Here is a 12,365-nt window from a genome sequence, read left to right as displayed (position 1 = left end):
ATCCTTTTATAGAATGACATTTTTATAACGTCAAGTGGTTTACTCAGTCATGTTGGCCAATTGCTCTAAGATACTGATGTAGTTCTCGACCCCTTGAGCGCCGCTGACCAGATGACGCTCATTAAAGATAATCGCTGGTACACTTTGGATGCCTTGCTGTTGCCAATGCTGCTCTTCTGCTCGTACTTCTTTCGCAAAGAATTGACCTTCTAACACTGCTAGCGACTCACTACGATCAAGCCCAGTCTCTGCTGCAATATCGGCAAGCACATTGATATCTGAGATATCTCTGTTATTGGTGAAATGCGCAGCAAACAAGGCTTGCTTTAGCTCATGCATGCGGCCTTGTTGATCAGCGAAATGTAGCAGCTGATGCAAATTAAAGGTGTTATGCATACGTGTATCATCATTGAAATTAAATTCAAAGCCAACTTCCTGTCCAGCTTCAGTCATTCTGACTCGACTAGCATCTGATTCTTGTTTCGTAGAGCCGTACTTTTCAATAATGTGCTCACGTAGGTTTTGACCTTCTCTTGGCATGTTTGGGTTTAGCTCAAACGGATGCCAGTGGATAGTGTGAGCGGTGTTAGTTTGCTCAAGTGCTGCTGCTAATTGGCGATAACCGATGACGCACCAAGGGCAGACGACATCTGAGACAATATCTATTCGGAGTGGTTTTTCTGATGTGCTCATATTTCCTCACGGGTATTATTATGTATGTTTTATTTGAGATGTATAGGATAGTGGCATATTAGTTGGAATCAAGCAGATGTACCTAGTTGCTGGATAGTAAGTCAGTTCATACTAAGAGAATGACTAAGTGATTACAATGTAGTCTGCGCAGTCTGCGTTACTAATTCGGTAGCGTAATTGTAATCATTATTAAGAAGACGATAGGCATTTTTGCGATACATTGACTCAGTCATAACAGAACCTACGAATACTTAACCAAGCAGGCATGGTCATAAAGTAGATTTTTATGGAGTATGGCTTCGCTGAAACCATACTCCAAGAGATAACAGTCAAAAAGACGAAAATTTAAGAAGTAAGAATCGAAGAAAACATCAATAATCAATGTTAGGTATTGACGGATTGTTGATGGAAGGGGTGGGTCTAAGGGTACTGAATGAATAATTCGATTTACGTAACAAGGGCTATACAGCCGGTGCAATTATCCCACTTGGCTATCGTCATGAAGATGGCTTTAACGCAGGGCCGCCCGATTCTCGCTTTAACAAAGAGGTGATCATCGTTGAGACATTGTCACACTATAAGAAAAAGAGAGAAATATACAATAAGCATAAACTATCTTCAACATACTTGAGGGCATGTACAACTCCTCCATAGAGGATTGTTTATAGCGTAGTTTTATATGAAAAAAATAAAAGTACATTGGAACGAAAATAGTTTTCAATAAAGTAGCAGTCGTTAGCAGGACTAATACCCTAATGCGATTTTAGATTAAAAACTACACTGGAATACCTACAAAGTTAAAACAAAATATCGTTTTTGATAAGACATAATAAATCTATAGACGTTTAATTTCTAAAGCGTTTTGTCACTCTACTATATTCATTTGCCAGCGAGAAGCCAGCATGTCTACACTGACGTTAACAATCAATAAGCAGAATTACCAGCTCGAGAATCTTGACGCTCGGACGACATTGCTCGATGTCTGTCGCCAACATCTTCAGATCACTGGCCCCAAAAAAGGCTGTGACCATGGCCAATGTGGGGCTTGTACGATTCTCATCAATGGACAACGAGTGAATTCTTGTCTAACACTCGCCATCATGCATGATGGTGATGAGATCACAACGATCGAAGGTATCGGAATGCCAGACTCACTATCAGCATTGCAGCAAGCGTTTAAAGACAATGACGCATTTCAGTGTGGATATTGCACGCCAGGTCAGATTTGCTCAGCGACTGCATTGATAGAGGAGGTAAAGCAAAATTGGCCAAGTCATGTGAGCACAGATTTACAACATCCAAATGGTCGCCTTGTACAAGAAATTGCTGAGCGTATGAGCGGTAATATCTGTCGTTGTTCAGCTTATCCAAATATCATTAAAGCTATTTCACAAGTGCTTGAGAGTCAATTATCAGAGTCTACTATTCAATCAACTGACAATGCTGAGCAACACTCAAGTGTTACAGGGATTTGGTCACCGCCGCCTAGTGAAGCGCAACTTGGCAAAGCCTCAGTAAATAATAAGACATCAAATGCTACGACAGGAGGCCGCTTATGAAACGCTTTGAATATAGTCGTGCTGATGTACCAGAGCAAGCCGCAATATCCGCCAATGTCAAAGATGCTTCTTTTATCGCAGGCGGTACCAACTTATTAGACTTAATGAAGCTAGAGATTGAGACGCCAATTAAATTGGTTGATATTACCCGTTTAGCGTTAGAACAGGTCGAAACCACTGCCGACGGTGGTTTGCGTATCGGTACGCTTGTGACCAATAGTGATTTGGCGGCACATCCTAAGGTTATTGCAAATTATCCAGTGTTATCCCGAGCAATTTTGGCAGGAGCGACTGGCCAGCTACGTAATAAAGCAACGACTGGCGGTAATTTCTTACAGCGCACTCGTTGCTATTATTTTTATCAGACAGATAGTGCCTGCAACAAGCGTGAACCAGGCACAGGTTGTCCTGCCATCAATGGTGAAAACCGTACACTGGCAATTTTAGGCACGAGCGATGCCTGCATTGCTCAGCATCCATCTGATATGGCAGTAGCAATGCGCTTACTGGATGCCACGATAGAGACAGTCAAAGCTGACGGTTCAACTCGCGCTATCAATGTTAAAGACTTTTATTGCTTACCAAAAGATACGCCGCATATTGAAAATGTTTTGGAAGCAGGCGAGCTTATCACTCATGTTGTACTGCCTGCACCAGTTAAGGGTATTCATACTTATGACAAGGTACGCGATCGTGCCTCTTATGCATTTGCACTTGTATCTTGTGCGGCAGTCATAGACGTTGATGATAGTGGTAACTTGAATACAGTACGCTTGGCATTTGGCGGTATTGGCACTGAACCATGGCGCAATGAAGCAGTCGAAACACTATTGACGGATACTGATGGTAATAGTGAGGTCATCTCACAAGCTGCCGATCTGTTATTGAATGATGCCAAAGGTAATGGACAAAATGACTTTAAAATACCGTTGACGCGTCGTTTACTAAAACAAGTTATTCAGCGCGCAATAGCGGGCGAGGGAGCACAATCATGTCATTAATTGAATCAATTACGAAGGCAGAACCAACCAAAAAAATGACCATGGATGAACCTGTCGAGACGCTTTTCGATACTACAGCGAGCAAGCTAGTAGGTAAGCCGATTAACCGTGTTGAAGGTTCGCTGAAGGTTAGTGGTCAAGCGCATTATAGTGCTGAAATACATTTGGAGAACCAAGTATATGGTGTCTTAGTCGGTGCAACCATCGCTAAGGGTCAAGTCGAGAGTATTGATACGGACTCTCTCCAAGGCATCCCTGATATTATTAAAGTGGTTACAGATCCTGAGCATTTTTTGCGTAACTCTCAACAAGGTGGTTTGAAGAAAGCACCGAAGCAGGGAGCAACAGAGGTTTTTTATCATGGTCAACCTCTAGCTGTAGTGATCGCTGAGAAATTCGAGGCCGCAACTGAAGGAGCAAATGCTCTTAGAATTACTTATAAAGATGAGACTGACCAAGCGGCATTGAATTTCACTAAAGAGCTGTCTAACGCACATGAAGTCGATGAGCAAAAAGGTTCGGATAAGAACTACGTTCAAGGAGATCCAGAGCAAGGTCTATCCGATGCTGAGGTGACACTAGATCGTTTTTATCATACGCCAAGTCAAAACAGTGCGGCGATGGAACCACATGCGACGTTGGCGCATTGGGAAGAAGATAAGCTGATACTTTATACTTCTAATCAAATGCTAGCTTCTTGTAAGCAGCAAGTGATGGATGCGCTAGATCTAAACAAAGATCAAGTTCAGCTAATCGCATATTATGTTGGTGGCGGTTTTGGTAGCAAGCTTGGTATTGCACCTGAATCTATTGCCGCTGCGATCGCCTCAAAAGAGCTTAAGCGTCCAGTACTGATTACCATGACGCGTCCTCAAGTGATGGAAGCAACAGTCAGGCGCTCGAATACTCGTCAGCGAATTGCGATTGGCTGTGATAAAAATGGTGTTATCGATACTTTGATTCATGACACTGTTTCTAGCAATTTACCAGATGAAGCATTTTTTGAGCCAACGGCTTTGTCTACGCATTATTTATACAGTGGTAAAAACCGCCGTGTAAATTATCAAATGGTAGATATGAACCAAGTATTATCAGGCTCAATGCGTGCACCGGGCGAGGCTGTTGGTATGATTGCGGTCGAATGTGCGATAGATGAGCTGGCTTCACAATTGGATATTGATCCTATTGAGCTGCGTCGCCGTAATGAACCTGAGAAAGATCCTAGTAAAGACATTCCATTTTCGACGCGGCAGCTGATTGCGTGTATGGAGCAGGGCGCTGAGCAGTTCGGCTGGAGTCAGCGAAATCCTAAACCTGCTAGTCAGTTAGAAGGGGATTGGTGGATAGGAACTGGCATGGCTGCTTCAGCTCGCGGGAATCAGTTGCAACCGTCTGAGGCGCGAGCGACTTTACAAGTAGACAAATCAAAAACACAGGGTGTCAAAGCTATTATTGAGACTGATATGACAGATATCGGTACTGGCTCTTATACAGTGTTCTCTCAGGTAGCTGCAGATTTATTAGGGTTGCCCATTGACCATATCGAGATGAAATTAGGCGATAGTGCCTTACCGCCTGCATCCGGCTCAGGTGGTAGTTGGGGCGCTGCGAGTGCAGGTAGTAGTGTCTACCTTGCTTGTGAGCAGCTGCGTGAGATGCTAGCAGAAAAGGTGGGTCTGTATCCTGATACGATTCAGCTAGACAATGGTCAAATTAAGCAAGTAGGCAAGCATGACCTAACAGCGGTAGAGGCAGCCAAAGAGAACGGTCAAGCGTTCGCAGATAGCACTATCGATAAGATATCAGAAACCACAGGAGTCTCATTTTCAGAGAATGTATTAGAAGAAAAGACGCTGTCAGAATCAGAAAAATACAATTTTGAGGATACAGAGTCGTATGCGCTCGCTGACGTAGTCGCAGGCTATGATGAGCAAAAAGTCAGTGCCAAAGGACAAATAAAGCCAGGTAAAAATGGTAAAAAGTATCGTCAGTCCTCTTTCGGTGCGAACTTCGCTGAAGTAGCTGTTCACAAAGTCACTGGTGAGATTCGAGTGAAGCGTATGACAGGTGCTTTTGCCGCTGGTCGTATTCTCAATCATAAAACAGCGACCTCACAATGCTATGGTGGCATGGTGTTTGGTATTGGTTCAGCGTTAATGGAAGAAATCATTCACGATAAGCGTGACGGACGCATGTGTAACCATGATCTTGCTGAGTATCATGTTCCAGTCAATGCTGATGTACCGCAGTTGGATGTAATATTGGTAGAAGAGGATGATCCGTATACCAACCCAATGCACATCAAAGGTATTGGGGAGACGGCTATTTCTGGAGCAGCTGCTGCAATTGCTAATGCTGTTTATAATGCTGTGGGTGTCCGTGTCTACGATTTCCCTATTACGCTTGATAAGCTGCTTTACGAGATGCCAGAGTAATTTTTGCAAGCTGTGTATATGACAAGAACCCGCTTAATGAGCGGGTTTTTATAACTCAGTCAGCAGTATATTTCGTCACTATCAAGAAAATAATTACCAAATAAGAGGTGTTATGAATCAGGTCTCTGACATTCTTAAGCTGGCAATCAAAGCTAAGCAACAAGGTATTGATGCTGTATTGGCAACGGTCGTACGTACTGAAGGCTCAGCATATCGCCGTGCTGGCGCGATGATGCTTATCTGTGAGGATGGTCGCTCAGTTGGAATGATTAGTGGTGGTTGCTTGGAGCCGCATATTATCAAACGTGCCTTTTGGCTCACACGTAACGGTGCCAATGTGCAAATCTATCAGACGGGTGATGACATTAAATATGCTGACAAAGGTCAAGCGCAAGCAGGTATTAAGGCAACTAACTCTGATATATATGATGAGCCAGATAGCGATTTAGATGACGGGGACTTTGATGAGCTAAATTTTGGATTGGGCTGTAATGGGCGAGTGCATGTACTATTTGAGCGATTAGCAACGGCTGAGCCGCTGTTAGATATCATTAGTAATGTTCGCCGTACTCAGCAGCCGATTAGTGTAGCGACTTTAATTCGTGCTAATGACTATCAGCATCAAGATCCTATATCGCAAAACAGTGATGATTTACAAATCGGTATGCGGATTAATCTAGAGGAGCGCCGCAGTTTAGGAGGTATTTCAGAACAAGAGGACATAAATCCTTCAAGTGCACTCTACGATACCGTAGAAGAATTAGCACAATACAAACTGTCTGATAAAAATGCTGAATATATGACGGTGAAGAAAAGTAAGGCAATAACAGAATGGCTAGTGCAACGCCTGCAGCCACAATTGCATCTATTAATTTGCGGGGCGGGCAACGATGTGATGCCGCTTGTGACAATGGCCAAGCTACAAGATTGGCATGTGACAGTTATAGATAGCCGCGCGCAATATGCGACGCGTATGCGTTTTCCTCAAGCGGACGCTGTGATGTCGCTACCCTTAGATGACAGTGAGACTTTGCTTAAGCTTAGTAACAACGCAGCAGTCGCTCTGATGTCACACAGCTTGAGTCAAGATCGCGCTCGTCTAGCGACATTACTAGAGCATTCAGACAATTATAAATACTTAGGACAGTTAGGGCCACGCTATCGTACCGAACGCTTGATTAATGAGATTAGCATAAATATTAGCAATCCTACTATGTTAGAAGCGGGCATTCATAAATTACATTATCCGATTGGTTATAAGCTGGGTGGAGATGGCCCTGAGGCACTTGCACTTGGCGTCATGGCAGAGATTAATGCGGTCATGCACAATCAAACCGCCTCAATAAGTGGTTCACAAAATAACTTTTCAAGTATCTCAGCGGTGAGTAGTGATACGGATGCCAATACTGTCCAGAGTGGTGTATGAGTAAGCGTGCATTTATAGAGGGTGCTGAACATACAGAAATTACTGAACAGCAGAGCCAAAACCATGCAGTCATTATCTTAGCAAGTGGCCTCAGTCAGCGTCTCGGTCAACCCAAGCAGCTACTCGTTAAACATGGTGAGCGGTTGATTACTTATATGACTCGACTGGCATTAACCACCACTCCGCAAGCCATTGTCGTTGTCATTCCTGATGATCATCATTTGATTGCTAGTATGATGACAGAGTTGGCCAATCAATATCCAACGGTTCAAATAGTGGTGAACTCACAAGCTGATACTGGTATGGCGCATAGTTTACGTATGGGTATCGAGACAATTGTTACTCTTGAATCGACTTCAATCGGTCGAGTGCTTATCATGGGAGTAGATCAAGTATTGTTAGATGAGCTACATTTAACCGCTTTGCTAGCGGGCGAGCAGACGGTAGTGGCCAGTCGCTATCACAGTTGGCAACGTGTAGAAAAACATCAAAATCTGGATGAAACGGTATCTGATATTCTCGGTCTACCTTTAGCAATTAACTATAAATTGCTGAGACAGTGGCAGTCAGAACTGACAGGTGATAAAGGGCTTCGTCACCTAATTAAAGGGTTGCCTGCTGATCAAATAGGTGAGGTCGATAATGACCAGCTTAGCTACGATATTGACACACCGGAGCAGCTAGCCTATGCCAAACAAAAAGGCTGGCTTGATAGTTAGCCTGATTAATTCATTTTGAACAACGAAATGCGAGAGAATAAAATTATAAATACGATAGAAACCGAACGTCTGTATCTTAGACAGTGGCAAGCGAGCGACTTTATGCCATTCGCTGAGATGAACGCTAACCCTGAAGTAATGGAATACTTTCCTAAGTTATTAACTACTTCCATGAGTAATATTATCGCCAAAAAATGCCAGTCACTGATTGAGGATAATGGTTGGGGTTTTTGGGCGGTGAGTCTAAAAGAGACAGATGCTTTTATCGGTATGGTTGGGTTAAATCATGCGCATGCCGATATGCCGTTTTCTCCTGCTGTCGAGATTGCTTGGCGATTACATAATGACTATTGGGGATTAGGGTATGCGACAGAGGCGGCAAGGGCTTCATTAAATTTTGCATTCGATACATTAGGACTAGATGAAGTCGTTGCCTTTACTGCCGTTATCAATAAGCGCTCACAATTGGTTATGGAGCGCCTTGGTATTACCAATACACAAGAAAACTTCTATCACCCTATGCTTGACCCCAATCATCGGCTTGCTGAGCATGTGCTATACAAAATCACTCGGCAGCAGTGGCAGGATACTGTGTTCACTTAGCTGCATTGACGGTTGTCTTTTACTCTGTTTGGCTACTATTATCTCGCGAAAACGTCAAAATATGCCCTTTAAATGGCAAGTCTAGATAAGTAGTGTTTTCAGGTTTTACATGCTTACTACTAAAGCCAAACTCAGTCATCTTGTTGGTTAGCTTGTTTTTGCGACCGCGACCAGGATCGACCACGATGACCTCGCAAGTCGGCATAGCATGACGGTCAATGAACTCGGCTAATATGTCAATGTGTTGGTCTTCATAGAGCAAGTCACTGCCGATAATCATATCAAACTTGCCAAGATGGCTATTGTCTTCTGCCCAATCTAAACGCTCAAAATTAATCTCTTTGTTATTATTCAGCGTGGTATTCCTATCAAGGAAATACTCAACCGTTGGATGATAGTCAGTCGCTGTGATGTCCGCATGTCTATGACTCAGTAGCAGACTAGAGAGCGCCATACCGCAGCCAACTTCCAAAATACGTTTGCCTGCAATATCGTAATCAAGCATATGATTGGCCAGCACCAAGCTTGACGGCCATATCACCCCAAACATCGGCCAAGAAGCAGAGCAAATGCCCAGATTTAACGCTTCATCGTCAGGGTCGCTAAATTGTTGATTGTCACGCAAAGTGCAAATATGAATGTCGGTATTGCCAATTTCAATCGTTTGATAACGCACGCGCACAGTGGTCAGCGAAGTCATAAACTGTCCTAAAAAATAAGCAAGAATGCAAGGTTTGGCAAGGGTTGCCGATTTCTGTAGGGTACAACGTTGGGAAAGATAATTAAAATATTGGAAGCTGTATAGACGTATGAACGGTTATAGATTTGTGGCAACTTAAGTTGTGGCAAGAAAATACCTAAGTGTATGAGGAGAGTATGACCTAAATTCTGACAAGTTATTGTTAATTCTGAGAGTATTGTTATTGCTGCGTACAGTTGGCTGATATCAAAGAGTGATATAGATAAGAATGGTACGAAAAGTTTCATATAAGCATAAGTAGTGTGCTTAGCTAGAATAAAGCGCACTGCTTATGCTTGCGTAAAAGATTGAGCTTGAGCATCAAATCAAACGATGCAACGAAATGAATTAAGCGAGTTAAATCAGTTAAGGAACCTCCTTAGTTAAGAAATCTCAATCCAGAGGTTTTGAGTGCCCATACCAGCTCTACAAAGGCACGACTATTGGTCAGAGGTTCGCCATCGATGATGAGGACATAGCCTGCATTATCTATCCATAAAAATACAAAGCTGGTCTCAGGAATGAGTAGGTCGACCTGTTGAAAAAACGAGATTGCCTGACTCTCTACTGCCCACCCACGTTGCTTTTGGCGGAGCATAAAGCCTGAAAAATCAGCGGCGGCGACACTGAGCATGTCCGCTTCTTCTTGACTATAACCCACTCGCGCTAAACAAAACCCTTCATCAGATCCAATAGCGGCACGGCGTTTACCAGATAAGCTCGCCACAACATAAGGCAAAAACTGGTCTAATGGCAAGTTAGGTGCTGGTAAAAGCAGTGACAGCTTTTCAATCCAACCTTGTTCTATAAAACTCTGTAGCCAGTCATCAGAATAACGCTGAAGCCAGTCAGCAGCGAGCAGTGTCTGCTCATAAGACAGCAAATCCTGTAATGCCAACTGCTCATCAGTCGGTTCGTTCTGTGAAAACGCCTCAAAAATACCAGCTGGCGTCAGAGTTAGATAGGTTTTATCAGCATTTAAGTAAGAAGACATAGTAACTACCATTATGATAAAAGTGATTAATAAGTGACAAATTAAGCCTTCATATCGTTGAGTTCAAATAATTTCGATACAAGCAAATCGAGCGTAAGTTATACATTAGTATGCTTAGCGAGGATGACGATGTAGCGGATTTATATGGATTTGATTATAGTTTGATCGAGATGTTGTTGGCAGTTGTCCCAGCGCGCATCGAACTGCCAATCACTTCTACCCAAGCGGAACCATACCAGCGAAAATGCGAGACGATCATTGCGCGCAGTACAATGGGCAAAAAACTCATTTTCGATTTGCTCAATCGTGCCCCAGTCTTCGTGCTCATGTGCTTGCATCAGCTCAGTGGTGATGTCTTTAGCGATTTCTCGGGCATCATCGCTGCTGATACGCAGCCGTTGTTTTTGCTCATTGAGAGAAGGAGATATCAGCACACTCCAACGAGTGGCCAACATACTATTGCGCTGGATGTATCTTTTTTTATCAATGCAATCGCGAAAGCCTTTCTGGACATGAGGATACAAACGATCTTTGATACGAGTAAATAGGTTGTTTACATCGTATGGGATATCAAACCAGCAACCATAAAAAAAGTCAGCCACTGCACCCTGTAGCGGTTCTTTCTCCGTCAATAACAAAGCTGCATTGATACGCTGCTCATGAAAATGACGGTTATTGGGTGCCAGAAATACTTTACGAGAGTAAAACCGAAATACTCGGTGCGCGACTCTTTCATTTTCTTTGATCAGGTCTGAATCAGACATAATAATACCCTCCTGTCATCGCTATTATTACGACGGTGCTTGCTTCAGTGATAATGATGTCGTAAATCAAACGATGACTTCATCTCGCAAAATAGCGCTTGATATCAATACAATGGTTGAGCGACTAATCCAATAACGTTTGCATCAAATCAATCATAAATTCGGCATCTTCTTCGCTCATCGGCTCAAATCCTTGAGGCATACCAAGTTCAGCCAATGCTTCTTTACCATCGTCATCGTTGTGCAAATTAAGGATGGCTTCTAGAAAGATTTGTGCATCGGGAAAGTCTTCTTTGACAAGGAGTACATGACTGATATCAGCCAAGTCACTTTCGATAAGTACTGATAGCTGAGTCTTGGTCAAACGTGAAAAGCTATGAAATATCTCTGCCAAGAAAAATGCGACTTGGGCTTCACCTTTGATGACTTTACGAGCAGCCGCTTGATAGGTCTCAGTCACCTCCCAGTTGAGATCAGACGCTTCTATATCGACGGCTTCTAGCAAGCGCAAGCCAATCAGTTTAACATCTCGGTTGTCGGCCATCGCGACAGTAGCACCTGCTTGAATGTCTTCCAAACGGCTGATAGTGCTATTGGCAGCTGCCGCAATAACCATCTCATCAGATTTGCCGATAGGTCGGGCAATGGCTCGATAGCCTTGCTCTCGGATGAGAGTGGCTGCATCAAAAGGGTTGGCATAAATGATTTGAATGTCACCAGCATCAATGACTTGCTCTTGCTCAGCGTGAGAGGTAGGAATATTGAGATGCATGTTTAAGTTGGCACGTTTTTGAATCAAGGTGTTGAACATGTGCCAGCCAGCAAAGCGATCAGGCGAAAAATCAGGGGCGATTAACATATTGTGTGTCGTCATGACTTAGCCTTCCTCATCTTGTTTCATTTGGGCATATTGAGTCATCGCCGCTTCAATTTTGCTGCGTGATGGTTTGCGTCGTACCGAGGTGTAGCCGACGGTTTCGCCGCGACGCACGTTAGGCACCACAGTGGCATAGACCCAATAATGACTGCCGTCTTTGCATAAGTTTTTGACATAGCCATGCCATTTTTGTCCAGACTCAGCAGTATTCCATAAGTCTTTATAGGCGGCTTTTGGCATATCAGGATGGCGCAAAATGTAGTGCTGTTGACCAATTAACTCATCAATCGTGTAGCCGCTAATCTCAACAAAAGCATCATTGGCATGTGTCAGTATGCCGTCTAAATCAGTGCGCGAGACAATCAGTTTGCCATCTGGGTAGGGACGTTCTATACCAGTATCATAGACAGTTCGTGAGGTGCCATCATGATAGGTCATCGTGATTTGCTCAGCAGGCATATCGGGCTTGTGTGCATCAGGGATTGGAGAACCCATGGTCATCTCCTTCGTTGGTCGTTATATTTATAATGATTAATATTCATAATGATTAACAAG

Annotated in this window: 12 protein-coding genes; 6 read left to right on the top strand and 6 right to left on the bottom strand. The window is 43.4% G+C overall.

Annotation, left to right across the window (positions count from 1 at the left end; genetic code table 11):
• Window positions 1-39 precede the first annotated feature (39 nt).
• Window positions 40-693: a DsbA family oxidoreductase gene (locus tag DXK30_RS03915; protein WP_114700537.1), complete on the bottom strand. Its 654-nt coding sequence runs from the start codon at window positions 691-693 to the stop codon at window positions 40-42.
• 902 nt (window positions 694-1,595) lie between these two features.
• On the opposite strand from DXK30_RS03915, the gene DXK30_RS03910 reads away from it, so the two are divergent.
• The 6 genes from DXK30_RS03910 (at window position 1,596) to DXK30_RS03885 (ending at window position 8,436) form a co-directional block, all read left to right on the top strand.
• Window positions 1,596-2,252 (top strand): 2Fe-2S iron-sulfur cluster-binding protein, encoded by a 657-nt coding sequence (locus DXK30_RS03910; protein ID WP_114700536.1) that lies wholly within the window; start codon window positions 1,596-1,598, stop codon window positions 2,250-2,252.
• Window positions 2,249-3,253: an FAD binding domain-containing protein gene (locus DXK30_RS03905; protein WP_114700535.1), complete on the top strand. Its 1,005-nt coding sequence runs from the start codon at window positions 2,249-2,251 to the stop codon at window positions 3,251-3,253. Before DXK30_RS03910 ends, DXK30_RS03905 begins: the two co-directional genes overlap by 4 nt.
• Window positions 3,244-5,688 carry a xanthine dehydrogenase family protein molybdopterin-binding subunit gene (locus DXK30_RS03900; protein ID WP_114700534.1) on the top strand — a complete coding sequence of 815 codons (2,445 nt, stop codon included), beginning with the start codon at window positions 3,244-3,246 and terminating at the stop codon, window positions 5,686-5,688. Before DXK30_RS03905 ends, DXK30_RS03900 begins: the two co-directional genes overlap by 10 nt.
• Before the next feature lie 112 nt (window positions 5,689-5,800).
• Window positions 5,801-7,114, top strand: a complete 1,314-nt coding sequence (locus DXK30_RS03895) for an XdhC family protein (protein ID WP_114700533.1) — start codon at window positions 5,801-5,803, stop codon at window positions 7,112-7,114.
• Window positions 7,111-7,833, top strand: coding sequence for a nucleotidyltransferase family protein (locus tag DXK30_RS03890; protein WP_114700532.1), 723 nt, complete (start codon window positions 7,111-7,113; stop codon window positions 7,831-7,833). The genes DXK30_RS03895 and DXK30_RS03890 overlap by 4 nt, the downstream gene beginning before the upstream one ends.
• Before the next feature lie 27 nt (window positions 7,834-7,860).
• The gene (locus DXK30_RS03885) at window positions 7,861-8,436 is read left to right on the top strand and encodes a GNAT family N-acetyltransferase (RefSeq protein WP_114700531.1); all 576 of its coding nucleotides are present in this window, start codon (window positions 7,861-7,863) and stop codon (window positions 8,434-8,436) included.
• A gap of 19 nt (window positions 8,437-8,455) precedes the next feature.
• Here DXK30_RS03885 and DXK30_RS03880 read toward each other — a convergent pair whose 3' ends face one another.
• From DXK30_RS03880 to DXK30_RS03860, 5 genes are all read right to left on the bottom strand, one after another.
• Window positions 8,456-9,136 (bottom strand): class I SAM-dependent methyltransferase, encoded by a 681-nt coding sequence (locus DXK30_RS03880; RefSeq protein ID WP_114700530.1) that lies wholly within the window; start codon window positions 9,134-9,136, stop codon window positions 8,456-8,458.
• Between the two features lie 418 nt (window positions 9,137-9,554).
• Window positions 9,555-10,169 (bottom strand): hypothetical protein, encoded by a 615-nt coding sequence (locus tag DXK30_RS03875; protein WP_114700529.1) that lies wholly within the window; start codon window positions 10,167-10,169, stop codon window positions 9,555-9,557.
• 140 nt (window positions 10,170-10,309) lie between these two features.
• Window positions 10,310-10,933, bottom strand: a complete 624-nt coding sequence (locus DXK30_RS03870) for a hypothetical protein (RefSeq protein WP_114700528.1) — start codon at window positions 10,931-10,933, stop codon at window positions 10,310-10,312.
• 124 nt (window positions 10,934-11,057) lie between these two features.
• Window positions 11,058-11,807, bottom strand: coding sequence for a PhnD/SsuA/transferrin family substrate-binding protein (locus DXK30_RS03865; protein WP_114700527.1), 750 nt, complete (start codon window positions 11,805-11,807; stop codon window positions 11,058-11,060).
• A gap of 3 nt (window positions 11,808-11,810) precedes the next feature.
• A complete protein-coding gene (locus DXK30_RS03860) occupies window positions 11,811-12,305 on the bottom strand; it encodes a PAS domain-containing protein (RefSeq protein WP_114700526.1) in 495 nt (164 codons plus the stop codon).
• Between the last annotated feature and the right edge of the window lie 60 nt (window positions 12,306-12,365).

This window comes from Psychrobacter proteolyticus (assembly GCF_003350005.1).
In the GTDB taxonomy this organism is placed as follows: domain Bacteria; phylum Pseudomonadota; class Gammaproteobacteria; order Pseudomonadales; family Moraxellaceae; genus Psychrobacter; species Psychrobacter proteolyticus.
The sequence above is the reverse complement of the archived record's forward strand: the minus strand, read 5'-3'. Positions and strand labels throughout refer to the sequence as shown.